The 24,676-nt window shown below is 47.5% G+C and carries 27 protein-coding genes; 21 read left to right on the top strand and 6 right to left on the bottom strand.

The window, feature by feature from the left end; translation table 11 throughout:
• Positions 1 to 151 precede the first annotated feature (151 nt).
• The 11 genes from atpF (at position 152) to HHL17_RS00595 (ending at position 10,106) form a co-directional block, all read left to right on the top strand.
• Positions 152 to 646 (top strand): F0F1 ATP synthase subunit B, encoded by a 495-nt coding sequence (atpF, locus tag HHL17_RS00645; protein ID WP_169222893.1) that lies wholly within the window; start codon positions 152 to 154, stop codon positions 644 to 646.
• 61 nt (positions 647 to 707) lie between these two features.
• Complete coding sequence (gene atpH / locus HHL17_RS00640) at positions 708 to 1,268, top strand: ATP synthase F1 subunit delta (RefSeq protein ID WP_169222892.1); 561 nt, start codon at positions 708 to 710, stop codon at positions 1,266 to 1,268.
• Positions 1,269 to 1,351: 83 nt separating this feature from the next.
• Positions 1,352 to 2,929 carry a F0F1 ATP synthase subunit alpha gene (gene atpA / locus HHL17_RS00635; protein ID WP_169222891.1) on the top strand — a complete coding sequence of 526 codons (1,578 nt, stop codon included), beginning with the start codon at positions 1,352 to 1,354 and terminating at the stop codon, positions 2,927 to 2,929.
• 87 nt (positions 2,930 to 3,016) lie between these two features.
• Positions 3,017 to 3,406, top strand: coding sequence for a hypothetical protein (locus tag HHL17_RS00630; RefSeq protein WP_169222890.1), 390 nt, complete (start codon positions 3,017 to 3,019; stop codon positions 3,404 to 3,406).
• Entirely contained in the window at positions 3,294 to 3,707 is a 414-nt protein-coding gene (locus tag HHL17_RS00625) for a DUF11 domain-containing protein (protein ID WP_169222889.1), read from the top strand. Before HHL17_RS00630 ends, HHL17_RS00625 begins: the two co-directional genes overlap by 113 nt.
• Positions 3,691 to 3,882: a T9SS type B sorting domain-containing protein gene (locus HHL17_RS33900; RefSeq protein ID WP_169225863.1), complete on the top strand. Its 192-nt coding sequence runs from the start codon at positions 3,691 to 3,693 to the stop codon at positions 3,880 to 3,882. Before HHL17_RS00625 ends, HHL17_RS33900 begins: the two co-directional genes overlap by 17 nt.
• Before the next feature lie 25 nt (positions 3,883 to 3,907).
• Entirely contained in the window at positions 3,908 to 4,909 is a 1,002-nt protein-coding gene (locus tag HHL17_RS00615; protein ID WP_169222888.1) for a PorP/SprF family type IX secretion system membrane protein, read from the top strand.
• Between the two features lie 12 nt (positions 4,910 to 4,921).
• Entirely contained in the window at positions 4,922 to 6,595 is a 1,674-nt protein-coding gene (locus tag HHL17_RS00610) for a tetratricopeptide repeat protein (protein ID WP_169222887.1), read from the top strand.
• A gap of 225 nt (positions 6,596 to 6,820) precedes the next feature.
• A complete protein-coding gene (locus tag HHL17_RS00605) occupies positions 6,821 to 8,977 on the top strand; it encodes a TonB-dependent receptor (RefSeq protein ID WP_169222886.1) in 2,157 nt (718 codons plus the stop codon).
• Between the two features lie 11 nt (positions 8,978 to 8,988).
• Positions 8,989 to 9,636, top strand: coding sequence for a hypothetical protein (locus tag HHL17_RS00600; RefSeq protein WP_169222885.1), 648 nt, complete (start codon positions 8,989 to 8,991; stop codon positions 9,634 to 9,636).
• A gap of 170 nt (positions 9,637 to 9,806) precedes the next feature.
• Positions 9,807 to 10,106, top strand: a complete 300-nt coding sequence (locus HHL17_RS00595; protein ID WP_169222884.1) for a winged helix-turn-helix domain-containing protein — start codon at positions 9,807 to 9,809, stop codon at positions 10,104 to 10,106.
• A gap of 8 nt (positions 10,107 to 10,114) precedes the next feature.
• Here HHL17_RS00595 and pdxA read toward each other — a convergent pair whose 3' ends face one another.
• Positions 10,115 to 11,176 carry a 4-hydroxythreonine-4-phosphate dehydrogenase PdxA gene (gene pdxA, locus HHL17_RS00590; protein WP_169222883.1) on the bottom strand — a complete coding sequence of 354 codons (1,062 nt, stop codon included), beginning with the start codon at positions 11,174 to 11,176 and terminating at the stop codon, positions 10,115 to 10,117.
• A gap of 16 nt (positions 11,177 to 11,192) precedes the next feature.
• Between pdxA and rsmA the strand changes: the two genes are divergently transcribed.
• The 4 genes from rsmA (at position 11,193) to HHL17_RS00570 (ending at position 14,216) form a co-directional block, all read left to right on the top strand.
• Positions 11,193 to 12,023, top strand: a complete 831-nt coding sequence (rsmA, locus tag HHL17_RS00585) for a 16S rRNA (adenine(1518)-N(6)/adenine(1519)-N(6))-dimethyltransferase RsmA (RefSeq protein ID WP_240975059.1) — start codon at positions 11,193 to 11,195, stop codon at positions 12,021 to 12,023.
• The gene (locus HHL17_RS00580) at positions 12,020 to 12,949 is read left to right on the top strand and encodes an NAD(P)-dependent oxidoreductase (RefSeq protein ID WP_169222882.1); all 930 of its coding nucleotides are present in this window, start codon (positions 12,020 to 12,022) and stop codon (positions 12,947 to 12,949) included. Before rsmA ends, HHL17_RS00580 begins: the two co-directional genes overlap by 4 nt.
• 135 nt (positions 12,950 to 13,084) lie before the next feature.
• Entirely contained in the window at positions 13,085 to 13,606 is a 522-nt protein-coding gene (gene greA, locus HHL17_RS00575; RefSeq protein ID WP_240975058.1) for a transcription elongation factor GreA, read from the top strand.
• A 220-nt stretch (positions 13,607 to 13,826) separates the two neighbouring features.
• The gene (locus tag HHL17_RS00570; RefSeq protein ID WP_168871323.1) at positions 13,827 to 14,216 is read left to right on the top strand and encodes an HIT family protein; all 390 of its coding nucleotides are present in this window, start codon (positions 13,827 to 13,829) and stop codon (positions 14,214 to 14,216) included.
• Positions 14,217 to 14,219: 3 nt separating this feature from the next.
• On the opposite strand, the gene HHL17_RS00565 is transcribed toward HHL17_RS00570, so the two are convergent.
• Together HHL17_RS00565 and ruvC are read right to left on the bottom strand one after the other, a co-directional pair.
• The gene (locus HHL17_RS00565) at positions 14,220 to 14,918 is read right to left on the bottom strand and encodes a response regulator transcription factor (protein ID WP_078670371.1); all 699 of its coding nucleotides are present in this window, start codon (positions 14,916 to 14,918) and stop codon (positions 14,220 to 14,222) included.
• A 176-nt stretch (positions 14,919 to 15,094) separates the two neighbouring features.
• A complete protein-coding gene (gene ruvC, locus HHL17_RS00560) occupies positions 15,095 to 15,655 on the bottom strand; it encodes a crossover junction endodeoxyribonuclease RuvC (RefSeq protein WP_169222881.1) in 561 nt (186 codons plus the stop codon).
• Positions 15,656 to 15,686: 31 nt separating this feature from the next.
• On the opposite strand from ruvC, the gene HHL17_RS00555 reads away from it, so the two are divergent.
• The 3 genes from HHL17_RS00555 to HHL17_RS00545 all read left to right on the top strand — a co-directional run bounded on the left by HHL17_RS00555 (position 15,687) and on the right by HHL17_RS00545 (position 18,307).
• Positions 15,687 to 16,676: a flippase-like domain-containing protein gene (locus HHL17_RS00555; protein WP_262889053.1), complete on the top strand. Its 990-nt coding sequence runs from the start codon at positions 15,687 to 15,689 to the stop codon at positions 16,674 to 16,676.
• 9 nt (positions 16,677 to 16,685) lie between these two features.
• The gene (locus HHL17_RS00550; RefSeq protein ID WP_169222879.1) at positions 16,686 to 17,477 is read left to right on the top strand and encodes a DUF3108 domain-containing protein; all 792 of its coding nucleotides are present in this window, start codon (positions 16,686 to 16,688) and stop codon (positions 17,475 to 17,477) included.
• A 122-nt stretch (positions 17,478 to 17,599) separates the two neighbouring features.
• Complete coding sequence (locus tag HHL17_RS00545; RefSeq protein WP_169222878.1) at positions 17,600 to 18,307, top strand: response regulator transcription factor; 708 nt, start codon at positions 17,600 to 17,602, stop codon at positions 18,305 to 18,307.
• Between the two features lie 195 nt (positions 18,308 to 18,502).
• On the opposite strand, the gene ruvB is transcribed toward HHL17_RS00545, so the two are convergent.
• Positions 18,503 to 19,540, bottom strand: a complete 1,038-nt coding sequence (gene ruvB, locus HHL17_RS00540; protein WP_317166563.1) for a Holliday junction branch migration DNA helicase RuvB — start codon at positions 19,538 to 19,540, stop codon at positions 18,503 to 18,505.
• Positions 19,541 to 19,631: 91 nt separating this feature from the next.
• On the opposite strand from ruvB, the gene HHL17_RS00535 reads away from it, so the two are divergent.
• The 3 genes from HHL17_RS00535 to HHL17_RS00525 all read left to right on the top strand — a co-directional run bounded on the left by HHL17_RS00535 (position 19,632) and on the right by HHL17_RS00525 (position 22,917).
• Positions 19,632 to 20,756 carry a hypothetical protein gene (locus tag HHL17_RS00535; protein WP_169222877.1) on the top strand — a complete coding sequence of 375 codons (1,125 nt, stop codon included), beginning with the start codon at positions 19,632 to 19,634 and terminating at the stop codon, positions 20,754 to 20,756.
• A complete protein-coding gene (locus tag HHL17_RS00530) occupies positions 20,647 to 21,951 on the top strand; it encodes a M20/M25/M40 family metallo-hydrolase (protein WP_169222876.1) in 1,305 nt (434 codons plus the stop codon). Before HHL17_RS00535 ends, HHL17_RS00530 begins: the two co-directional genes overlap by 110 nt.
• 210 nt (positions 21,952 to 22,161) lie before the next feature.
• A complete protein-coding gene (locus HHL17_RS00525) occupies positions 22,162 to 22,917 on the top strand; it encodes a hypothetical protein (RefSeq protein WP_169222875.1) in 756 nt (251 codons plus the stop codon).
• Between the two features lie 85 nt (positions 22,918 to 23,002).
• Here HHL17_RS00525 and HHL17_RS00520 read toward each other — a convergent pair whose 3' ends face one another.
• Positions 23,003 to 23,854 carry an endonuclease/exonuclease/phosphatase family protein gene (locus HHL17_RS00520; protein ID WP_169222874.1) on the bottom strand — a complete coding sequence of 284 codons (852 nt, stop codon included), beginning with the start codon at positions 23,852 to 23,854 and terminating at the stop codon, positions 23,003 to 23,005.
• Between the two features lie 108 nt (positions 23,855 to 23,962).
• Entirely contained in the window at positions 23,963 to 24,652 is a 690-nt protein-coding gene (locus tag HHL17_RS00515; RefSeq protein WP_169222873.1) for a peptidoglycan DD-metalloendopeptidase family protein, read from the bottom strand.
• Between the last annotated feature and the right edge of the window lie 24 nt (positions 24,653 to 24,676).

Genomic DNA, 24,676 nt, shown 5'->3' with positions numbered 1-24,676 from the left:
CCAAACTTTTTACTGCATCCGGCGCACAGGGCAATGGATGCAGTAATCTTTCATTTCGGCATTTTATTATTTGGGGATTTATTGATCTCTCAATTGCTGAAATCAGTAAATGTCTAAATTTCAAAATAAAAAATAATAAAATTCAAATAACATGGATCTGTTGCTCCCAGCGTTAGGTTTGTTTACAATTTCATTGATCATTTTCATCATCGTATTCCTGATCCTGAAAAAATTTGCCTGGACTCCGATCCTCGCTACTTTGAAAGAAAGGGAAGGTTCTATCACAGACTCTATTGCTTCTGCTGAAAGAGTGAAAGAAGAGATGGCGCAGATGAAAGCTGAGCATGAGCACGTACTGGCTGAAGCTAAAGCTGAAAGAAGCAAAATTCTGAAAGAAGCCAAAGACGCGAAAGACCTGATCATCAGCGAAGCGAAAGCGCAGGCACAGGCTGAAGCTAAAAAAATCATCTCTGAAGCTTACACCGCTATCGAAAACCAGAAACTGGCTGCGTTAACGGATGTGAAAAACCAGGTGGGCACGCTCGTCATTGAAGTTGCTGAGAAAGTGCTGAGAAGAGAACTGGCTGACAAATCAGCACAGGAATCTTACGTGAAACAACTGGCCGGAGAAATTAAATTGAATTAAGATATTAACTGTTGGTCTCCGGCGATTGCCGGAGGCTGACGGCTAAAAGTTATAAGCATATATGCAGAATCCCCGTTTAGCATCAAGGTATGCGAAATCATTGATTGACCTGGTTCAGGAAAAGGGCCAGCTGGAAGCGGTGCAGAGCGACATGCTGTTCCTGCAGCAACTGGTGAAGTCCAACCGCGATGTGGTGAGTTTGCTGAAAAGCCCGATCATCAAGGCTGATAAAAAGCAAAAAATCATGGCTGCCATTATGGAAGGCCGTATAAGCGCTACTACGCTGGCTTTTATCAACCTGCTGATCAACAAGGCGCGTGAAGCTTTCCTGCCTGAAATTGCAGTGGAATACACCCGCCAGTACAACATCATTAAGAATATCAGCGTGGTGAAGATCACTACAGCGGTAGCACTGGACAATGCTACCCTGGAGACGATCCGCCAGAAAGTGGCCAGCGAAATACCACAACAGGTACAGTTGGAACCAGCCGTGAATGCAGACCTGATTGGTGGTTTTGTGCTCGAAACCAACGACAATCTGTTCGATGCTTCCGTAGCACGCGATCTGCATGATATTAAAAAACAATTCAGTCAGAACATTTACGTATCCTCGATACGCTAGATAAAACAGCAGCCGCTGCGTACACGCAAAGCTGTTGTCGTTATACTAACTTTTTTAACGACTTTCTTTTTAAAAGCATAATTATGGTTGATATTAAACCTGATGAAATTTCGGCGATATTACGCCAGCAGTTAAGCAACTTCAATGCTTCTGCCGATCTCGAAGAGGTAGGTACAGTATTGTCTGTGGGTGACGGTATCGCCCGCATCTATGGTTTGGGAAATGTAGGTTATGGTGAACTGGTTGAATTCGGCAATGGCGTAAAAGCAATTGCATTGAACCTGGAAGAAGACAACGTAGGTGTGGTATTGATGGGTGAATCTCAGAATATCAAAGAAGGTGATAAAGTACGTCGTACCGGTAAAATCGCTTCCATCAACGTGGGCGAAGGTCTGGTAGGCCGTGTGGTAAATACACTGGGCGAACCTATCGATGGTAAAGGCCCTATCACTGGTCAGCTGTACGAAATGCCACTGGAACGTAAAGCTCCTGGCGTATTGTTCCGTGAGCCGGTAAAAGAACCGCTGCAGACAGGTATCAAAGCGATCGATGCGATGATTCCTATCGGCCGTGGCCAGCGTGAGCTGGTGATTGGTGACCGTCAGACTGGTAAAACAGCTATCTGTATTGACACCATCATCAACCAGAAAGAATTTTATGACGCAGGTAAACCTGTGTTTTGCATATACGTAGCAGTAGGTCAGAAAGCATCTACCGTTGCGGGTGTAATGAAAACTTTACAGGAAGCCGGCGCTATGGCTTACACTGTGATCGTTGCTGCTTCTGCATCTGAGCCTGCTCCGCTGCAGTTCTACGCTCCGTTCGCCGGTGCTGCTATCGGTGAGTTCTTCCGTGACAGCGGCCGTCCTGCCCTGATCGTATACGATGACCTGTCCAAACAGGCCGTTGCTTACCGTGAGGTGTCCCTGCTGCTGAAACGTCCTCCCGGCCGTGAAGCTTATCCTGGTGACGTATTCTACCTGCACAGCCGTCTGCTCGAGCGTGCTGCGAAAATCATCAACAACGATGAGATCGCTAAAAACATGAACGACCTGCCTGAGTCTATCAAACACCTGGTAAAAGGTGGTGGTTCCCTCACCGCATTGCCGATCATCGAAACACAGGCATCTGACGTATCTGCTTACATCCCAACCAACGTAATCTCCATCACCGATGGTCAGATCTTCCTGGAAGGTAACCTGTTCAACGCCGGTGTACGTCCTGCGATCAACGTAGGTATCTCTGTAAGCCGTGTGGGTGGTAACGCTCAGATCAAATCCATGAAGAAAGTATCTGGTACCCTGAAACTCGACCAGGCACAATACCGCGAAATGGAGGCCTTCTCCAAATTCGGTGGTGACCTGGACGCTGCTACCAAAGCAGTTATCGACAAAGGTGCCCGTAACGTGGAAATCCTGAAACAAGCTCAGTTCAGCCCGCTGCCGGTAGAAAAACAAGTAGCGATGATCTACCTGGGTACCAACGGCCTGCTGCGTGACGTTCCTGTTAAACAGGTTCGTGCGTTTGAAGAAGCCTTCCTGAATGAAATGCAGGTTCGTCTCGCTGACGTACTGAATGAGTTCAAGAAAGGTAACCTGCCTGAAGATGGTATCAAAAAAATGATCACCCTGGCTAATGAACTGAAACCACGGTTCATCTAATCAAGCACTTAATCCTTTTTTATAAAGAAGCCTCTGCCCATACGGCAGAGGCTTCTTGTTTTCAGCATCTATGTCTACGTTTGTTCCTTGCGTGGTAAAAAGAATGATCCGTACCCACCCGGGCAGGGATGGCTGCGGCTCACAGAAGACGTAGGCAACCAGGTAGGCTATGCCTTCATTAATGCCGGTTTCCCCTCTACACTGGGCGTACACCGGACGACCACCGTAACCAGTAATGCGAAGGTACTCAGTGGCAGCACCGGTACCGGTAATACGCTCAACGTCACCGTCATGATACCTGCCGGTGGAGACAATTATGGTGCACATCCTCATAAAAGGACAGATAAACCCTGTCTTTGCCGGTGTGCTGACCAACAACGCCACTGGCGAGGTGAGGTTGGGCGTCAGGGGCATAGTGCCACAACCAGGCACGGTGAGCAATATCGCTACAATTACTGCCCCGAATGGAGCTATTGATACTAATCCGGCCAACAATACAAGCGGAACAATTGTTACAAAAGTAGAACAACGGCTTCTCCAGAAACTGGCCGACCTCCAGTTGAAAAAAGTGCTGCTGAACAATGAGCCGTTGCAAACAGGTGGTAAGGCCGTATTCCGGATTACATTGACCAACGCCGGACCGGATTCAGTACAGACTATCGTGGTGAGGGATACGCTTACCGGTAACCTTGATCTTATTGGTGGTATTGATGTAAGTGCGGGTGTCACCCATTATGATGCGGTGTCAAAGATCGTAGTGCATTTCCCGTTACCCTAACTCATCGCTCTTTATTTATAACCGTTGGGGCAACCAGGTATATCAATCCAAAAACTATCAGAATGAGTGGGATGGCCATGGATTGAGTGAAGGCACTTATTACTACATACTGAAGCTAAGAGCAGCAGACGGAGGAGAAAGATCATACAAAGGATGGATAGAATTGATGAGGTAATCATACTAAAAACCGGTCCACACATATGACAAAGAGATTATTATTACTTGTATGCGGCTGCATCGGGCTAATGACAGCCACTGCACAACAAAATGTGCAGTTCAGCCAGTATGTGTTCAATGGCCTGAGTGTAAACCCTGCCTATGCAGGGTACAAGCAGGATTGGTATCTGAATGCGATTTACCGCCATCAGTGGGTGGACTTCCCCGGGGCGCCCACCACGGCGGGCATCTCCATAGATGGTCTTACCAACGCCAAAGATGAAAGGGTGGGAGTGGGCGCACAGGTAATGCTGGACAAACTGGGCCCACAGGAAAACCTGTCGGCTTATGGGTTCTACTCTTATCGTATTCCGCTGGACCCGGAAGACACCCGGCGCCTGTGTATCGGTATCGGTGGTGGAATCACCCAATACAGCGTAGATGGTACCGCGTTAAAATATGTGGATGACCTGGACCAGGCCATCCCGCTGGGGAAAACCTCCAAAATAGTGCCCGATGCACGTTTTGGCGTGTATTACTACACCCCGAAGTTTTACATCGGCGCTTCCGTAATGGACCTGTTCTCCCTCTATTCCGCAAATGTCAACTATTACTGGGGTGGATACAATTACAACACGTTGAAGAAAACACAACACTTGTACCTCACTGCCGGTTATCTGCTCAACCTCTCGGAGAACCTGAAATTAAAACCATCGCTGATGGTGAAGGAAGATTTTAAAGGGCCTACCAATGTGGACCTCAACGCTTTTCTGTTGATAGCAGACCGTTTATGGGTGGGAGGTTCTTATCGTACCGGTGTGAAGCTGTGGAGCAAACCGGCGTTGTCCAAAGACCTCGAACAGCTGGATGCCGCCAGCATACTGGTGGAGTTTTATGCTACGCCTCAATTGCGCATTGGTTATGCCTACGATATTACTGTCAGTAAGATGGCCAGTTACCAGCAGGGATCGCATGAAATCTCCGTAGGCTTCCTGTTCAACAGCAAAAAATACGAATCCCGTACCCGTAGCCCGAGGTACTTTTAAAATAATGCAGGCATGAGAAAAACACTGATCAATTATTTTACCACAGGCGTACTGTTTTACATCTCCCTGCAGGCCGTTGCGCAGGAGCAGCCATCTATCAGTAAAACCGCAGATATCCGTTTCCGCCGGGAAGAATACGCACAGGCAGCGGGCCTGTATGAGCGTTTGTTGCGTACGCGGGAAGGACGTAAACATGCAGCAGCGATAAAAGAGAGACTGGCCACTTCCTACCGGTTGTATAACCAATACGACAAAGCAGCTTACTGGTATGCGCAGCTGTTGCAGGACAATACGGCTACCCCGGAAGACCGCCTGCATTATGCTGATATGCTGAAAAGCCTTGGCCGGTATGATGAAGCCAAACAACAATACAGCCAGTTTCCTGACCAGCAACGGGTGGCTGCACGCATCGCCGGTTGTGATTCTGCTGCTAAGTGGATGGGGCTTCCGGGAGCGGTGCGCCTGAAAAATGAAACAGGCGTTAACACCGGAAAAAATGACTGGGGTACCACCTGGCATGGGAACCACGTGATTTTTGTTTCAGACAGCGTACGCAGGGACGTGTGGTATATCAAAGGCACACGCCGCCGCTATGGCCGCAATAATGCAGGATACGGTAAGCTGTATGAAGCGGAGGACGGGCAGTCTGGTATCGGTTATGTAAAAGATTTCTCTTCCTTTATCAACAACTATCCTTATCACGTAGGCCCTGTTTGTTTTACGCCGGGCGGCGATACTGCTTATGTTACCGTGACTGATCCGGCGCGCCGTGTGCCTTACGATAAAAAAGAAAGGCCGGTGTATGGTACCCGGCAGCTGAAACTGTTGATGTTTGTGCGGCAGCAGAACAAATGGCAACCGCCGGTAGCCTTTCCGTATAACAGTAACGACTACTCGATAGGACATGCCGCCCTCAATGAAGCCGGTAATATTCTGTACGTTGCCTCCGATATGCCCGGTGGTAGTGGCGGCACCGATATCTGGTACTGTGAAAAGCAAGGGGACAATACCTGGGGGAAACCACAGAACTGTGGCCCACAGCTCAATACCGCCGATGATGACGCGTTCCCGGTAACAGGCGCTGACAATATGTTGTATTACGCCAGTAAAGGCAAAGCCGGTTTAGGTGGCTATGATGTATTTGCAGTCAGCGGCAATAAGGCGGCATGGACAATACCGGTAAACCTGCTGCCACCTTTTAATTCCAGCGCAGATGATTTCTACTATGTGCCACAAACCAGCCGTGATGGCTTTATCTCGTCCAACAGGACCGGTGGTAAAGGAGGTGATGATATTTACAGCTTTAACCTGCCACCAGCGTTGCCAGAGCTGAAGCCTCTGCCGGTGCCGCTGTTGCGTATACCCCTCACCGTTGATATCTGTGCCCGTGCAGCCACCTGTGTCTATCTGTATAACAAAACCAGGGATATGGGATGGTGTTATATGATAATGCCACCGTCTGGAAAGATAGAGGCGAAACTGGAGCCGGATGCAGAATACGTTATCCGGGTGCATTATCCTGATCATGTGGAAAGCGTGGCGTTTGATACCAAAAATATGAATGAAACAACACCAATAACCAAATCCATTTGTCCCACGCAAGTCATTAAAGAGACACCACGATACCGTCCTGTTAAGCATAAAAAAGGGCATAGTCATCCACCTAAAAAGAAAAGGAAGAAGTAAGCGATGGCAGACCACTGCATACCTTCCGGCGACGTGTATGCATATGACCCCAATATATTGTCCACATTTGCCTGCATAAGTACCGCTTTAAGTGGTTTTATGCAGGTTTTTTTATGTGGCATGTGAGCTTAATAATTTATAAATTAATAAGTTATAAAATCATTTTAGGATTATTTTGTTTATATGATAAACTAGTTTACCTTCGAATCCCCTAACTCCAAAAATATGTTCAGGATCAACCTTTATCTATGCTTTTTACTTTTTTCACCTGCGATATTGCTGGCACAGCATAAAATCAGCGGGAAAGTAACGGACAACAAAAAACATCCGTTACCAGGTGTGAACGTGTATATCAAAGGCTCTTATGATGGCGCCACCAGTAAAGCTGACGGCAGTTTTACATTTACCACTACAGAAGCAGGAGAACGCATACTGGCCGCTACATTAAGCGGATATCAGCCGCTGGAAATAAAAATCAATACAGAGAATGGAGAGCAGCTGTCCATTATCCTGAAGAACGCGGCCAATGCGCTACGGGTTGTTACCATTTCTGCCGGCAGCTTTGAAGCCAGTGACGATAAAAAAGGTACAGTGCTGAAACCGCTGGACATCGTGACCACGGCGGGTGCAGGCGCGGACATCGTCAACGCCATTAAGACACTGCCTGGAGCGCAACAGACAAACGATCGTGAAGGCCTGTTTGTACGGGGCGGTACCGGGTATGAAACACAAACATTAATTGACGGTATGCTGGTACGAAATCCGTTTTCTTCCAGTCTGCCGGACGTGCCGGGACGGGGCCGTTTTTCACCGTTCCTTTTTAAAGGCACTACTTTCAGCAGTGGCGGCTATTCCGCGCAATATGGCCAGGCACTTTCCTCTGCTTTAGTACTGGAATCCACAGACCTGCCGCAGCGTTCTTCTTCCAGTGTGGGCCTTTCCGTGATCGGCGCCAGCGCAGGAGTAGAGAACCTTTCCAGGGACAAAAAATCTTCCTGGGGCGTGGAAGGTGATTATACCAACCTGGGTCCTTATTTCCAGGTGGTGAAGCCGAAACAAACACCCAACCTTGGTCCGGAGATTATCGGTACTTCCCTGAATTTTCGGCGAAAAACATCTTCCACCGGCCTGTTGAAATTTTATGGGTACGGCAACTGGAGCAAGATGGGCTTCAGTTCTCCTAGTATTGAATATCCGGGAGATATGGAATCCTACCAGGTTCGTAACGGTAACATCTATACGAACATGACATACCGTGAAAACCTCGGGAAAGACTGGCGGATATATGTTGGCGCTTCTTTCAGTAATAACCGCGACAACATTACAACAGACACGCTCGGCAAAGCCCAGACACCGGCGGATATCCGGGTACGCTCATCGCTTAGCCAGTCACGCGTGATGCTGACCCGCAACATTGGCCAGTTTTCCGCGATTCGTTTTGGTGGAGAGTATCAGTATGCCACGGAGCAATTTTCTTTTAACCAACGGCCTTTCAACTATGCTGATAACTATACGGCAGCGTTTGCGGAAGGGGACATCTATTTCACGCCCAGCTTTGTAGGCCGGGTAGGAGGCAGGGCAGAGTATACATCTGTGCTGGCGAAAATGAATGTCGCCCCTCGTGTGTCATTGGCGTATAAGATGGATAATTACAGCCAGTTCTCCGTGGCATATGGCGATTATTACCAGAAGCCGGAACCGCAATATATCCGCTTTGATCACGGTCTCGGCTATATGAAAGCCACACACTACATTGTGAGCTATCAGCGGGTGGCGTCTGACTATACTTTCCGGACGGAGCTCTTCTATAAACAGTATGCTGATCTGGTGAAGACGGTGCCGAATTATAACAATAACGGAAAAGGATATGCGAAAGGCATCGAGGTGTTCTGGCGTGACCGGAAGAGCATCAAAAATGTGGACTACTGGATATCTTACTCCTACCTTGATACCAAGCGCGATTTCCTGAATTATCCGAAAGAAGTGCAGCCCGACTTTGCCGCTACCCACACGGCCAGCCTGGTGTACAAACATTTTTTTCCCAAACTGAGCACTAACCTCGGACTTACTTATACCTTCGCTACCGGCCGGCCTTACTACAATCCGAACCAGCCGGCTGATAAGTTTATGTCGGATAAAACCATCGATTATCATGCGCTGGGTGTCAGCGCCAGTTACCTGACCACTATCCGCAAGGCCTTTACCATTTTTGTGCTGAGCGTGAGCAATGCGCCGGGCAATAAACAGGTATTCGGTTATCGTTATTCCAGTGATGGGATGCGCCGAGGGGAAATTACCCCCAGCGTGCCCCGGTTCATTTTCCTGGGTATGTTTATGAACTTCGGCATAGACAGAAGACAGGACGTTATTAATAACTTATAATTCACACACATATGAAACGTTTACTCCTTTCCCTTTTTATGATTGGCGGGCTGGCAACAGTCGCAGTAGCGCAATCTGCGCAGTATCAGGACGCTATGTCCAAACAGGTGTCTGATCTGGACAGCAGCGGCAGCTTTGCGCCCGATGCGCTTGTCGCCAAAATCAATACTTTTGAACGCATCGCTGAAGCAGAGAAAACACAGTGGCTGCCGTACTATTATGCTGCTTACTGCCAGGTAATGTCTTGCTTTGTGGGACAGGATAAAAGCAAGATTGATGAGCTGGCAGATAAAGCTGCCGCCAATCTGGACAAAGCCGAAACATTAAATCCGAAAAGCTCTGAAGTAGCCTGTATCCGCTCACTGGTGGCTTCAGCACGCCTGATGGTAGACCCGGCCAGCAGAGGCATGAAATACGGTATGGAAGCTGGTCAGCAGATCGAGCTGGCTAAAACCTACAATGCCGAAAACCCGCGTGTATACCTGCTGTTGGGCCAATCACTCCTGTTCACACCAGAACAGTTTGGTGGCAGCAAATCAAAAGCTAAAGTAATGCTGGAAACAGCGCTGCAAAAATATGCGGCCTTTAAACCGGAAAGCGCTATTGCGCCTCATTGGGGCGAGCCTTACGCAAAAGAGCTGCTCTCCAAAGCCCAGTAAATTTTGAAATTTGTACATTTTAAAAATTTAGTTATTGGATTTACGGATTTTGGAATTTTTTGATTTTCGAATTTGACGGAGATGACCAACATAACATGATCTCCGAATACAAATTCCAAAATTCCAAAATCCAATAACTAAATGATTAAATTTTAAAATATCTAAATATCATGGATTTTAAAGATCTGGACCCGGTACTTCATTCACAATTGCGGTTGGCGATCATGAATGTATTGTTGAGTGAAAAAGAAGCGGAGTTTACGCTGTTGAAGGAGAAGACGAATGCAACTGCCGGTAATCTGAGTGTACAGATCAATAAATTGCGGGATGCTTCTTATATAGAAGTGATCAAGCAGTTCAGGGATAATTATCCGCAGACGTTATGTAAAATTACGCCTGCGGGCAGGAAAGCTTTTGAGAATTATGTGCATGCCATTCAGGCTTACCTGAACGTGGGCAAATCGAAGTAGCTGGTATTTTATTCAGAAGCCAGTTCCGTTTTCTTCAGTGGGTTGCGGGTGTTTTCCGCGTAACGTTCCCGTTGCTCGATGATATCAAGGCAAGTGAAGATGGCTTGTCTGAAAGAGTTAGGATCGGCCAGGTTTTTACCGGCGATATCGAAGGCTGTGCCGTGGTCTGGTGAAGTACGGACAATATTGAGGCCAGCCGTATAGTTGATGCCTTCGCCGCTGGCGAGGGATTTGAAGGGTATCAGGCCCTGATCGTGGTACATGGCCAGTACACCGTCAAACTGCTGGAACATCTCCCGGGCGAAGAACGCGTCTGCGCTGTATGGGCCAAAGCAAAGGAGACCATTGCCTTTGGCGTGCCGGATAGCCGGGATAATCTGATCAATTTCTTCTCTGCCGATCAGACCTTCGTCCCCTGCGTGGGGATTGAGCCCCAACACTGCAATACGGGGTTTGTCTATACCAAAATCCTTGATCAGGCTTTCTTTCATCAGTTGCAGCTTGGCCAGGATATTTTCCTTGGTCACATATTTGGAGACTTCCGCAATGGGCACGTGCTCGGTGAGGAGGCCAACGCGCATATTGTCAGCGGTCATAAACATCAGTACGTCTTTCGCATTGAAGGCTGCTTTCAGGTAAGGCGTATGACCGGTATAGTTGAATTGCTCGCTTTGTATATTGTTCTTATGGATGGGGGCAGTTACCAGGCCCTGCACATGACCGTCTTTCAGGCATTGGATGGCTACTTCCAGTGCGCGGGCAGCGTATTTGCCACCAGCTTCATTGAGTACGCCCGGCGTGATCTGCACCTCTTCTTCCCAACAGTTATAGACGTTTACCTGTTTGTGGTTCAAACGGGTGAAATCCTTTATGGACTGATAGTTGAAGTTATTTTCGTTCATCAGCTTCCGGTAGAAGTTGATGGTTTTATTAGACGCGAAAATCACCGGCGTGCAGAACTCCATCATCCTTGCGTCGAGGAAGGTTTTGATGATGATTTCTGCGCCAATGCTGTTGATATCACCGATGGTGATGCCGATAACCGGTTTGTTGGTCTGTGTATTACTCATACTGATATTGCCTCCAATGAAAGGCAAATATAGCCAGTTTGCGGGAGAAAATATTACGCCTTTGGCAGAAACAGGCTTATCTTTGCAGCCACGCATGTATACATTAAAAAAATCGCTGGGACAGCATTTCCTCACAGATGAGAATATGTGCAGGAAGATTGTGGAGTCCTTACCTGTAATTGAAGGCCAGCAAGTGCTGGAAGTGGGTCCTGGTGGCGGGGCCATCACCAAGTACCTGTTGCAGTTGCCAGGCATTCATTTTAAGGCCGTAGAGCTGGACAAGGAAAAGGTGCAATACCTGGAAAAGACTTATCCTGCTATACAAGGCAAGCTGATAAACGAGAGTATCCTCGAAACAGCCCTGCCTTTTGAAGGTCAGTTCCGCCTCATCGGTAATTTCCCGTACAATATCTCAACACAGATCATGTTCCGTCTGCTGGAATGGCGGGCGCATGTGGACGTGGCGGTAGGGATGTTCCAGAAGGAAGTGGCTGTTCGTATTGCTTCTGCCCATAAGAGCAAGGAGTATGGTATTCTGAGCGTGCTGTTGCAGGCTTTCTATAAGGTGGAGTATCTGTTTGAAGTGCATGAGAACTGCTTTAATCCGCCGCCAAAGGTGAAGTCGGCCGTTATCCGGCTTACGCGGCTGGAGCAGCCGGCAGATATTGCCTCTGAGCGGAAGTTTACCGTACTGGTAAAAACAGCATTCAATCAGCGCCGGAAGCAGCTTCGTAATCCGCTGAAACCCTTGTTTGACAAGGAAACTTTGCAGGACCCGATTTTTACCAAAAGGGCAGAAGAATTGACTGTTGCTGAATTTGCAGCATTATCCCATAAGATGATATGAGCAGAAAAGTATTAATTACAGCCAAAGTACATCCATATTTAACGGACCAGTTGCAAAGCAAGGGCTTCGAAGTTGTTTATGAGCCTTCTATTTCTTACGATGGCGTGTACAATGCCATCCAGGACTGTGTGGGTTTGATTGTAACTACCCGTATCCGGGTAGATAAGCATATCATTGATCATGCCCGGCAGCTGCAATGGATAGGCCGGCTGGGTTCTGGCATGGAACTGATAGACGTGCCTTATGCCGAAAGCAAGGGCATTCATTGTGTGAGCAGCCCGGAAGGCAATATGGACGCCGTAGGCGAACAGGCCGTGGGGATGTTGCTTTGCCTGGTCAACAATATCCTGCGCAGTAATCTGGAGTTGCGGGAAGGTATCTGGGAACGTGATGGTAACCGGGGCTATGAGCTGAATGGCAGGACCGTGGGCATTATCGGTTATGGCCATACCGGCAGCAGCTTCGCCCGCAAGCTCAAAGGTTTTGATGTGAACATCCTGGCGTATGATAAATACAAGAAAGGTTTCGGTACGGCTGACGTGAAAGAAGCCAGTCTGACAGATATCTTTACCAATGCCGATGTAGTGAGCCTGCATCTGCCGCTGACGGAGGAGACGCTGCATATTGCCAATATGGCCTTCTTCCAGTCGTTCAACAAGCCTGTTTGGTTTATGAATACCGCCAGGGGTAAACTGGTGAACAACACCGATCTGATTGCTGCGCTGCAGCAGGGCATTATCGGTGGTGCCTGTCTTGATGTGTTGGAAAATGAAAAACTGGGCACCTATACACCGGAGGAAAAAGAGCAGCTGAACTGGTTGCTGAAGGCCCGGAATGTAGTGGTGACGCCACATATAGCTGGTTATTCCCATGAGGCGAGCATTAAGATGGCGCGCATCGTGCTGGAGAAGCTAAATATCCTGTAGGGGCCTGTCCTGGGTCCCTGAGTTCTGAATTAAATTGTTGATTTTCAATCAATTTGATTCGGAAGGGTGCTTTTTTTTCTTTATCCGGAATTTATTATATTTGCAATAACACCCGTAAACAACGCTTCTGTGCAAATGGAGGCGTTGATTTTTTTTTCTTATAACCATAAAAACAAGCAGGTTATGTCTGGCATAAACTACGTTACGAAAGAGACCCTGGATCAAATGATGAGCGAGCTCACACTTCTTAAAACGAAGGGCCGTGCAGAAATTGCCCGTGCAATTTCTGAAGCGCGTGAAAAAGGGGATTTGAAGGAAAATGCCGAATATGATGCCGCCAAAGAAGCGCAGGGTTTACACGAGGCTAAAATCGCGACACTGGAATCGGCTATTGCCACTTCCCGTATCGTGAGTGCAGACGCTATCGATACATCCAAAGTATCTATTTTATGTAAGGTTACTATTACCAATACGGCCAACAAGAAGACGGTTACCTATCAACTCGTTTCTGAGACTGAGGCAGATTTGAAGGCGGGCAAGATTTCGGTTACCTCCCCGATCGGGAAAGGGCTGCTGGGCAAGCAGGTAGGTGACATTGCAGAGGTGCAGGCGCCTAATGGTGTTATTAAATTCAAGATTGACAGTATTTCAGTATGATCATCGTATCATGCTGAATCACCATATGGAAGGGGTTGCAGCGATGCAGCCCCTTTTTCATTCAGGTATTTGGTTATTTAATTATGAGGTTATTTGAATAGAGAATTTTTTGATTTTGGTATTTTGTTATTTTGGGGATGAAATCCCGATATCTCAAAATCAGGAATCCTGAAATCCCGACATCCAATTGTTCAATAGTAAAATTATAAAATAACCAAATATGACAATCTTCACTAAAATTATCAAAGGAGAAATACCCAGTTACAAGATTGCGGAAAATGAGCATTTTTACGCCTTTCTGGACATTTTCCCGTTGATGAAAGGGCATACGCTGGTGATTCCTAAAGTAGAAACAGACAAGTTTTTCGACGTATCGGATGATTTATTGAGGGAGTGGCTGGTATTTGCGAAGCCTATTGCGCAGGCTATTGAGCGGGTGGTGCCTTGTAACCGGGTTGGCGTGAGTGTGGTAGGATTGGAAGTACCCCATGCGCACATGCACCTGATTCCGATTAATTCCGTACAAGACATGAATTTTTCGCGCGGCAAGCTGAAACTGTCAGAGGAGGAGTTTAAGGCGATCCAGGAACAGATAGTAGCGCAGCTGTAGTATTTATGACTTCACAGGGATATTGAACCGGAATCCGACACCGTGCAGTGTTTCCAGTTTCACATGTGGATCTGACTTGAAGTGTTTTCTTAGTTTGGTCACAAAAACATCCATGCTCCGGCCCAGGAAGTAGTCGTCCTTACCCCACACATGTGAAAGGATATCTTCTCTTTTCAGTGTTTTATTGGGGTTTTCGCACAGGTATCTGAGCAATTCGGCTTCTTTCTGGGTAAGGGAAATGGAAATTTCTCCGGTTTCGTTGTACAGGCGAAGGTCTTCATAGTCAAACATCAGTTTACCGATAGCAAATGTGGTGCTTCTTTTTGCGATCTGGCTTCTGGTCCTTTTCAGGAACACTTCTATGCGCAGGATCAGTTCCTGCATGCTGAAAGGTTTGCTGATATAGTCATCAGCTCCGGTCCGGAGGCCGGCTATGCGATCTTCTTTTTCATTTTTGGAAGTCAGGAAGAGAATAGGAATGTGGTCATTGACTGTGCGGATCTGTTGCGCCAGCGTGAGGCCGTCTTTTTTGGGCATTACCACGTCGAGCAAACAAATATCGAAAGTGCGTAACTGGAACTGTTCCCACGCGGCCTGGCCGTCTATACTGTGCACAACATCGTAGCCCGCTTCTTCCAACCGCTTCTTTGTAACTGCACCAATATATTCATCATCTTCCACCAATAGGATTCTTGCTTTCATATTTGCCTGATGCTGATTAATAAAAAGCTTGTTGCGCAATTCATGCTTAACAAATGATGGTCATTTTTCATAGTGATGCTAATTTTCCGGTCTTTGCCGGGTTAGCGGTTTATTCAGGATGAACAATTTCAAACAAAGTAACTACATTTTACGAATTTATGAAATAACCTTTTTTGCTATCTTGAAATCCTTTCAGGGTGTTTTTGCAAAAACTGTTCCCATCCTTTAGCCTTGCTTACAGCGGCGAGCGGGTTGTTTTCCTGGTAGAAATGACAGACTGCCACGGCCAGGGCATCGGTAGCATCGAAGTAATCCGGTTGTTCACTGATACTGAGAATACGCTGCAGCATCAGCCATACCTGCTCCTTGTCAGCATTACCATTACCGGTAACCGACTGTTTTACTTTTTTAGGCGAATACTCCGTCACCGGTAAACCGGCATGCATAGCGGTGGCGATGGCCACACCCTGTGCTCTTCCAAGCTTTAGCATACTTTGCACGTTCTTCCCAAAGAAAGGCGCTTCAATGGCGAAGCTGGTTGGTTTGAACTGCTGGATCAATTCATTTACGCGGGCGTGAATCAGTTGTAAGCGTTCGTAATGGTCCTTCGTCCGGGATAATTTCAGGACATTCATCTCTATCAGACTGGCTTTTTTGCCTTCCACGTGGATCAGTCCATACCCCATAACCAGGGTGCCGGGGTCAATGCCGAGAATTATTTTTGCCTTGTTTGCCAACCACAGTATATTTTTGCAAAAATCTTGATATCTGAACAAAAGTACCAAAATAATTCTCAATTACTTATTAGGAGCAGTGCTTTTTGGCTGGCTGGGTTACTCTATCTATCATCAGTTGGCCCATCGCGAGAACCTGGAACAGTCGCTGGCACATATGAGCAGAACGCTGCAGGAGAAGGGCTGGATAGGATTGTTACTGGTACTGGTCCTGATGTTTTTTAACTGGGGACTGGAAGCTAAAAAGTGGCAGAAGCTGGTCCGCCCGCTGGAACCTATCTCTTTCATGAGGGCTTTCAGTGCTATTCTTTCAGGGGTCTCGTTCTCCATCAACACCCCTAATCGTATAGGCGAATACGGTGGGCGTATCCTGTACCTGAAAAACCATAACAAGCTCAAAGCCATTGCCGCAACCATTGTGGGGAGCTTTAGCCAGCTCATTGTGACTGTTATTTTTGGGTTAATAGGCATGCTCTATTATCTCAATAACTTTACGCTGGTAAAGGAAAATAGCTATTTCCCCCCGAACTTCTGGGAGAAAATTGTGTTTGGTATCCTTGTAGTAATTTGTGTGCTGACGATATTGTTATATTTTCGGCTACAGATTATTCTGGCTGTATTCGAAAAAGTCAGGTTCCTGCGAAAAGCAAAGGTCTTTGTACAAATTATTGTGCGTTATTCTGCAGGGGATTTACGTTACCTGTTGCTGCTTTCAGCCGTCCGTTACGTGGTCTTCTCGGCACAGTATTTGATTTTGTTGGACGCGCTGGGACTGGAGTTTTTGTGGTGGCAGGCTTTCCTGTTGAATAGCGTCATCTACCTTGTAATGGCCATGGTACCTACCATCGCTATCGCAGAACTTGGAATCCGTGGGAAAGTCAGCATTTATTTCCTCGGCCTGCTCAGTACCAATACAGCCGTTATCATAGCAGCCACGGGAGGTATCTGGTTAATCAACCTTTGTCTGCCGGCAGTGATAGGAAGTGTGCTGCTCCTCGGTGTAAAAATATTTAAGGACAAATAGCTTCCAGCAATGAGGTACCTTCTGCTTATTCTCTTATGCTTTGCCTGTGTAACCCCCGCTCATGCGCAAAATGACTTCTGTTCTATCCGTAATTCCAGTTTCAATGTCGGAGAAAGTGTCACCCTCAAAGTGATGTATAACCTCGGTAAAATGTATGTAGGCGCCGGCGAGGCCGTCTTTAACGTTGCCCTGGAACGTTTTGCCAACCGCGATGTATACCACATTACCGGCGATGGCCGCACCTTCCGTGCTTATGACTGGATCTTCAAAGTACGCGATAAATACGAAACCTGGCTGGATACCGCTACCATGCAGCCACTGAAGTTTCTTCGCAATGTGAATGAAGGCGGATACAAAATCTATAACAACGTAGTATTTAACCAGGCGGCACATCAGGCAGTCAGCACCAACGGCACCTTTACCGTGCCCCCCTGCGTGCAGGACGTGATCAGCTCCATCTATTACGCCCGTAATATCGACTTCTCCAAATACCAGGAGGGAGACAAAATCCCATTTGCCATGTTCCTCGACGACCAGGTGTATAATATCTATATCCGGTATCTCGGTAAGGAAGAAGTCAACACCCGCTTCGGCAAATTCAGGGCTATCAAATTCAAACCACTGCTGATCAAAGGCTCCATCTTTGAAGGGGGAGAGAAAATGACGGTCTGGGTAAGCGATGACGCCAATAAGGTGCCACTGCGGGTGGAAAGCCCCATCTCCGTAGGGAATATTATCGTGGACATGGTGAACTACAGCAACCTCCGGCATCCCTTCACTTCGTTGATAAAACAACGATAAAATATTTACTGCCCTGAAAATGAATAGATTTAACAATTCTTTGGGGCGCAACCGTCCAAATTTTAACGACCTTTCGTGCCGTAGAAAAACTTTATATTTGTTATAATCAACCCTTTATGATTATGGAAGAACGTAAACCGAAAATATTACTGGCGGAAGATGACACCAATCTGGGCATGGTACTTAAAAACTACCTCGAACTGAACGACTATGATGTGGAATTATGCCGCGACGGTATTCTGGCACTGGCTGCCTTCCGCCGCGAAAAATTCGATATCTGCCTGCTGGACATTATGATGCCCAATATGGACGGCTTTAAACTGGCGGAAGAAATCCGGGACGTAGACCCCGATATCCCGCTGTTTTTCCTCTCTGCTAAAACCATGAAGGAAGATATCATCCAGGGCTATAAGCTGGGAGCCGATGATTATATCTCCAAACCCTTCGACAGCGAACTGCTGCTGCTCAAAATCAAAGCTATCCTGAAACGTAACCAGGAACTGAACAGCAAAGAAGAGGAACAACACGAATTCCAGGTCGGTTCATACGCATTCAACTCCCGTTTACGCACCCTCGCACATAATGGCGACAGCCACACGCTCTCCCCTAAAGAGAACGAGCTGCTGCACATGCTTTGCGAACATAAAAATGACCTGCTGCCCAGGGAACTGGCCCTGAAAAAGATATGGGGCAGCGATACCTACTTCAACGGCCGTAGTATGGACGTGTATATCGCCAAACTCCGCAAATACCTGAAAGACGATCCGAACATCGAAATCGTGAACATTCACGGGAACGGATTCAGGCTGGTAGTGAAAGAGACTCCGTGATAGCCATGATTATTGCTGATTGACCTGATTCCCGGAGATCAAAGCGAATAAGGTAATTTGATTTATAAAAGCGCGCAGCCATTGAAATATTTCAATGGCTGCGCGCTTTTTATGTATTATTCGTTTCTGTAAAATCCCTCTTCACTTCGATCTCCGGGAATCAGGTCAATCAGCAATAATCATGGCCATCACAGTTTAGAAGAGCAGGTTGTTTCCCCCCCGGAACGGCGTTTTCCCCAGGTGCACATAAGCTTTTTCCGTTACTTCACGGCCACGGGGCGTACGTTTGATAAAGCCTTCCTGGATCAGGAACGGTTCGTATACCTCTTCCAGCGTACCGGCTTCTTCTCCCACTGCGGTGGCAATGGTAGTGATGCCTACCGGACCACCTTTGAAGTTCTCGATGATCACCTGCAGGATGCGGTTATCCATTTCATCAAGGCCGTATTCGTCCACGTTAAGGGCTTTGAGACTGAGTTGCGCAATTTCCAGATCGATGACGCCGTTGCCGATCACCATGGCAAAGTCACGCACCCGGCGCAGCAGGCCGTTGGCAATACGAGGCGTACCACGCGAACGGCGGGCAATCTCTGCGGCGGCATCAGACGTGATTTTGGAGCCCAGCAATCCGGCCGCACGCCAGATGATCTTCTGCAGCGTGGCGGCATTGTAGTATTCCATCCTCGACTTGATGCCGAAACGGGACAACAGGGGAGCGGTGAGCAGCCCCGAACGGGTAGTGGCCCCGATCAGCGTGAATGGATGCAGGTTGAGCTGTATGGAACGGGCATTAGGCCCGGAATCAATCATAATGTCTATACGGTAATCTTCCATGGCGGAATACAGGTATTCTTCCACCACGGTGCTTAACCGGTGTATCTCATCGATGAACAGCACGTCTTTATCCTCCAGGTTGGTCAGCAGTCCGGCCAGGTCACCGGGCTTTTCAATGACCGGCCCGGAAGTTTCCCGGATATTTACGCCCAGCTCATTGGCCACAATGCGTGACAGCGTGGTTTTCCCCAGGCCCGGAGGACCGTGGAACAGCACATGGTCCAGCGCTTCCCCCCGCATTTTGGCGGCTTTGATAAATATCTTCAGGTTTTCGATGATCTGCTCCTGTCCCGAAAAATCAACGATTTCCCGGGGCCGGATACTGTTCTCAAACTCTTTCTCAGCGGCACTGAGCTTATTTTCTTCTGGTCTTAAATTCGGATTGGACATAATACTCATCAAAAATACCAAATTATATCCAGCCGATTACTGTATATTGATGATGGTGAGATCCTCATGCTCCCCTTTTTCAACCAATCCCGTTTATACTATGCGCCAACAAACCCCTCTTATCCTCATGGTGGCCTGTATAGGCCTGTTGCTACTTTGTTACCAGCCATTGTCCGGACAGAATACTTTTCGCAAATATGACCACTGGTGCTATCGCATTGTGACCTCCTATGTTCCGACAAACCATTGCGTTACAGACAGAATCTACGACATCACGGTACTGGATGCTGATAAACGCAATGCTATTCTCGCCTGCTCCCTTGTGCATGCCGATGATAGTGTAGAAACACTCCGCGCCCGCTACCATTTCGTAAGCAGTGATTCTGCTACCTGGACTACATGGGATACAGATGGAATGGCTATTATGGCCATGCTATACCAACCGATACTACTAAAGGTGACAGATCACGAAACGCTGACCGTTTTAGGTGTAGGCGCGGTTATTGACAGTGCTGACCGGCATTGGCAGCTGCCTGCTGCTCTGGTGAAGGATTTACGCTGGCGGATACCGACTAGTCTGCATATGGATATCGACAGGATATTCACGCGCCAGCCAAAAAAATTAAAACCCGGTCGCCGAGGAAGGACTCTTTTGGGGTCATACCGGATAGAAGCTGTAATACCAGAAACGGTCACCATGTATTCGCGGTTAATTGCAAACGGTGATTCCGTGCAGATTCGTGAATCTGTTGAATATACGCTGTTGCGGGAAAATAGTATGGTAGATCGAATGGCGGATACGATTATTGTAATGGACAGGCACCGGAAGACAGGCTTCTCCGCTATGGAGGTCATCAACATTCAGTTATTACCTGTAGACACGGTCCTGCCGGCAACAGATACGGCATTGCTGCGGCAGCGTATACTGAAAAGTCCCTGGCATCGCCATGCATTATTGTATCACTATCCTACAAAGATGTTAACGCATCACGCAGGAAAAATAGTAGCATTGCAGGCAATTAAACCGGATGATATTATCTTACAGGTTTGTAAGGTAAAAAATATCAAACTGTCCCAACAACAACCAGAACGAAATACAACAGACAAAACCGCTCATGAAAAAACTGATCTTATCGTTGGCTGCGGGGTGTATGTTCACCACCGGCTACAGTCAACAGGTACCACAAAAAGAAGTCGCCCGCATCATCAACACATTAGCTGCTGACGATATGCAGGGCCGGCAGTCCGGAACACCCGGGTCTGACAAAGCTGCTGCATTTATCAGCGAAGAATTTAAAAAAGCAGGCTTGCTGCCCTTGCCCGGTGAGCAGTCTTATCTGCAACGTTTTAACTATTATGGGCTTCATACTACAGGGAGCACGCTGACGGTGAATGGTGCCACAAAAGACTGGCCTGTTGTGGCTGTGGGGCCTTCACGGCATATACAGTTACACAGGGATACCACTAACTGCACAGAAATGCGTGCCGGTAATGTGGACGAGTTGCGTGCTGCATTAAGCAAACGCAAGTCCCTGCAAAAAAATATGATCGTATGGCTGGCTCCTTCATTGAGTGGTTACATCGCCAATCTGGAAGGCAGCATCGCCAGCCGTATGTATGCCAGCGAACAGGCAGTGCCGGCAGATACCGCTAAATGGCAGATGGTATTGGTGCTGGAAAAAGAACCGTTGTCGGCACAGGACAACTGGTCTGTGGAGCAAACCCGCAGCGTGCGTGCGCAGGAGTTCACCAATGTGGCCGGTATGATTAAAGGCGAAACAAAACCGGAAGAATATGTGATCTATTCCGGTCACTATGATCACCTGGGCATATTACCCGCTGAAGCCGGCGATAGCATTGCCAATGGAGCAGATGATGATGCATCCGGTACTACCGCGGTGATCATGCTCGCTAATTACTTTAAGAAGAAACATCCTGCACGCTCCCTGGTTTTTGTGGCTTTCACTGCAGAAGAGATGGGTGGTTATGGATCATCTTATTTCTCCGGACATATGGACCCTGCCAAAGTTGTAGCGATGTTTAACATCGAAATGATCGGTAAGGAATCCAAATTTGGTAAGAACAGCGCGTTTATTACCGGGTTTGAGAAATCAGATTTTGGCCCTATTCTGCAAAAGAACCTTGCAGGATCTGAGTTCCGTTTTTATCCCGATCCTTATCCGGAGCAGAACCTGTTTTATCGTTCAGACAATGCCAACCTGGCCAAGGTAGGGGTGCCCGCACATACGATTTCTACCACACAGATTGATAAAGACCAGTTTTATCATACGGTGAAAGATGAAGTATCTACCCTTGATATTAAAAATATTACAGACATTATTAAAGCGATTGCTGTTAGTTCAGGGACTATCGTGAATGGAACGTCAACGCCTACACGTATAACGCCTGTTGCTGAATAAAGACGGCCTCTTGCATATGTTAGAACGGTAACGCATACACGCATAATGCCCGTTTATCAATAGGAACGGCCTATCATATATTCATCCGGTTGAGTGAGGCTCAACCGGATTTTTTATTATTAATTAATACTTAATCAGTTCTTTTTTCGGATTTCTTGTTTATTTTTATGTCCACATTTCCCCAATGTAGTCATTTAAAACCATATCAATATGAAAACCGGAATCTTACAATTCTGCGGTGCGCTTGGCATCGCAACCATGATGCTCGCATCATGTTCAAAAGACATGTCGGGGCCTGATCAGCAACCTACTGCTGACGTGAAGGACTCAACATCTATCAATTACGAAATTGCTGCGGTTAATCCAACCTACACGTTAACACCCGATGCTGCGGGCCGTTTGTCTGCCATTACCGGCGACGCTTCCATGGCTAAGAGCTCCGGTGGTTTTGATATTACGTGGGACACCGCCACTGCCCGCTTGCGGGAAATCCGCTTTGATGCTAAACGCGGAAAAGATGAACTGGAATTCAGATTAAAGACAGACCGTCAGATTGATCTCAAACAGATCCCTGCTCAGCTGGGCGCCATCAAAATTCCGCTGGGCACTTATCAACAGGTGAAAGTATACGCCAGAGTGGAAGGAGACAAAAAAGATCCTGCTGTTAGATTGATAGGATTCCTGACCTGGGACGGTAAGAAAATCCCGATGGAAATCCTGTTGTCCGGCGTGATTGAATTACAGGCTCACGGAAAAGATGTGGTGGTAACAGACAAAAAAATCGACTGGAAAGGATCTCTCAAAATCTCTATGGACCTGATCCTGACCAAGCTGCAGGTGGGTGACTTCACTGGCTCTTTTGCCAATGGAAAACTCAAAATCAGTGTAGACATCAATGGAAACCTGCATAACAAAGTGGTTAACGCGCTGGAAAACAGCATGAGCGTTGATCATACACACGATTGATTGTTAACGTAACTGATGCGACAAAAAAAACGTGCAAAGAAGCGGGGAAGTATGCTTGCTACTTCCCCGCCTTCTTTGTTTTGTGTTATTGCAGGATTAAACGTGAGAGTACAGCAAAGTGGTCGGAAGCAAAGCGGCCGCCCCATGTCTGGGATATGGAAGCATGTTGCAGTACCTTGAATTTCCCTTTCAGAAAAATATAATCAATAGGCTGATTATCTACTTCAGCAGCATGCCATCCGTTGAACGTACCGATAGGGCCGTAATGGGGCGTGGCGCTGATGCTTTTGCTATCAGTGAAATGCAGCGGGTTTTTAGTGTCCATTACTACCTGTATTGGTTCATCATCAGGTGTGGCATTGAAATCACCGGTGATGATGGCAGGTGTGCTGCCGGCAATTTTATGCACCTGCTGTAACAGGAAACGTGCGCTTTCCCTTCTCGCCACTTTACCCATGTGATCAAAGTGGGTATTGAAATGATAGAATATCTTTTTTGTTTGTTTGTCCCTGAATTGTCCCCATGTTACAATACGGGTGATGGCAGCGTCCCATCCTTTGCTGCCAGGAACTTCCGGTGTTTCAGATAGCCAGAACGTGGCTGTTTTCAATAACTGCAGCCGGCTGGTATCATAAAAGATGGCGGAGAATTCCCCTTTGTTCTTTCCGTCTTCGCGGCCACCGCCGATGGATTTGTAACCAGGCAGCAACCGGCGCAGGTCTTCCATCTGGTCAAACAGTGCTTCCTGTACGCCCAGTGTATTCGCCTGATGAAATAATACTTCCGATGCTACTTTCTCTTTTCGGTAAGGCCACGCATTGAGGCTGTCACTATTGGTGTTCATCCTGATGTTGAAGGTCATTACCTGCAACGGTGCCTGTGCCACCGCTGCGCCCACGAGCAGGCATAATAAGCCTGTCAGCCATATGTTTCTCATACTATATCTGTTTAGCCGGTAAAAATATCAATCGCGTTGCTTTATGTCAAGTGGCTATGGATGGATGGCAGTTTTAAGGCTGCGAGTTGTGCCAATAGGGATATATTTTTAGCCGTGCGTATTACGGTTCAGCTGCAGGATGAGATCAGGATCGGGACAGTTTTGCAGGTATTTGTCGCGCTCACTGTAGCGGCATACGCCAGGATAATCGCCACGGTAGTGCATCATATCTGTTACGATCTGAAAATGCAGATGGGGCGGCCAGCCACCGTTTTCGGCGGGTGTGCCGAACCAGGCAAACTGTTGCCCGGCCGCTATGGGCATCTTTTCGTAGAGGCCTTGCAGGTTGGAGATACTAAGGTGCCCGTACAGCGTATGAAACGTATAACCGTCCAGTTGATGTTGTAAGATAATGGTCGCGCCATAATCCCCGAAGTGGTCGTTGAAGCGGAAGCTGTGCACATGGCCGTTGAGCGGTGCAGACACCGGTGTGCCGGAAGGGCCCCATACGTCGATGCCCAGATGCAGCCTGCGTGGCTCTTCTCCGGCATCAAAATGAGGACTCACGGCATAGATGGTACGGTGCTCATTATAACCACCGATGCCCAGCCGGCAACCACCGGAGGTGAGGGTGCGGGTAATGTAGCGGCAGAACCGGTCTATATTGTTCAGAACAGGTTTGGTAAGGGTCGTATTGTTGGCAGTAAAATCCATGACCAGCAGCTGCTCGTCGGGATGAAGCAGCGTGATCACCGGGTGGAAGGTGGATTGGTGTTGTTTTAATACCTCCTGTAACATATTTTGTCAGCTTAAACTGTACAT

Source organism: Chitinophaga fulva, from assembly GCF_012927205.1.
GTDB lineage: Bacteria > Bacteroidota > Bacteroidia > Chitinophagales > Chitinophagaceae > Chitinophaga > Chitinophaga fulva.
The sequence above is the reverse complement of the archived record's forward strand: the minus strand, read 5'-3'. Positions and strand labels throughout refer to the sequence as shown.

Bases quoted from the DNA above. Each gene is read 5' to 3' on its own strand.
- atpF (WP_169222893.1), top strand. From the start codon at position 152: ATGGATCTGTTGCTCCCAGCGTTAGGTTTGTTTACAATTTCATTGATC.
- atpH (WP_169222892.1), top strand. From the start codon at position 708: ATGCAGAATCCCCGTTTAGCATCAAGGTATGCGAAATCATTGATTGAC.
- atpA (WP_169222891.1), top strand. From the start codon at position 1,352: ATGGTTGATATTAAACCTGATGAAATTTCGGCGATATTACGCCAGCAG.
- HHL17_RS00615 (WP_169222888.1), top strand. From the start codon at position 3,908: ATGACAAAGAGATTATTATTACTTGTATGCGGCTGCATCGGGCTAATG.
- HHL17_RS00610 (WP_169222887.1), top strand. From the start codon at position 4,922: ATGAGAAAAACACTGATCAATTATTTTACCACAGGCGTACTGTTTTAC.
- HHL17_RS00605 (WP_169222886.1), top strand. From the start codon at position 6,821: ATGTTCAGGATCAACCTTTATCTATGCTTTTTACTTTTTTCACCTGCG.
- HHL17_RS00600 (WP_169222885.1), top strand. From the start codon at position 8,989: ATGAAACGTTTACTCCTTTCCCTTTTTATGATTGGCGGGCTGGCAACA.
- HHL17_RS00595 (WP_169222884.1), top strand. From the start codon at position 9,807: ATGGATTTTAAAGATCTGGACCCGGTACTTCATTCACAATTGCGGTTG.
- pdxA (WP_169222883.1), bottom strand. From the start codon at position 11,176: ATGAGTAATACACAGACCAACAAACCGGTTATCGGCATCACCATCGGT.
- rsmA (WP_240975059.1), top strand. From the start codon at position 11,193: ATGAAAGGCAAATATAGCCAGTTTGCGGGAGAAAATATTACGCCTTTG.
- HHL17_RS00580 (WP_169222882.1), top strand. From the start codon at position 12,020: ATGAGCAGAAAAGTATTAATTACAGCCAAAGTACATCCATATTTAACG.
- greA (WP_240975058.1), top strand. From the start codon at position 13,085: ATGGAGGCGTTGATTTTTTTTTCTTATAACCATAAAAACAAGCAGGTT.
- HHL17_RS00570 (WP_168871323.1), top strand. From the start codon at position 13,827: ATGACAATCTTCACTAAAATTATCAAAGGAGAAATACCCAGTTACAAG.
- HHL17_RS00565 (WP_078670371.1), bottom strand. From the start codon at position 14,918: ATGAAAGCAAGAATCCTATTGGTGGAAGATGATGAATATATTGGTGCA.
- HHL17_RS00550 (WP_169222879.1), top strand. From the start codon at position 16,686: ATGAGGTACCTTCTGCTTATTCTCTTATGCTTTGCCTGTGTAACCCCC.
- HHL17_RS00545 (WP_169222878.1), top strand. From the start codon at position 17,600: ATGGAAGAACGTAAACCGAAAATATTACTGGCGGAAGATGACACCAAT.
- ruvB (WP_317166563.1), bottom strand. From the start codon at position 19,540: ATGAGTATTATGTCCAATCCGAATTTAAGACCAGAAGAAAATAAGCTC.
- HHL17_RS00535 (WP_169222877.1), top strand. From the start codon at position 19,632: ATGCGCCAACAAACCCCTCTTATCCTCATGGTGGCCTGTATAGGCCTG.
- HHL17_RS00530 (WP_169222876.1), top strand. From the start codon at position 20,647: ATGAAAAAACTGATCTTATCGTTGGCTGCGGGGTGTATGTTCACCACC.
- HHL17_RS00525 (WP_169222875.1), top strand. From the start codon at position 22,162: ATGAAAACCGGAATCTTACAATTCTGCGGTGCGCTTGGCATCGCAACC.
- HHL17_RS00520 (WP_169222874.1), bottom strand. From the start codon at position 23,854: ATGAGAAACATATGGCTGACAGGCTTATTATGCCTGCTCGTGGGCGCA.
- HHL17_RS00515 (WP_169222873.1), bottom strand. From the start codon at position 24,652: ATGTTACAGGAGGTATTAAAACAACACCAATCCACCTTCCACCCGGTG.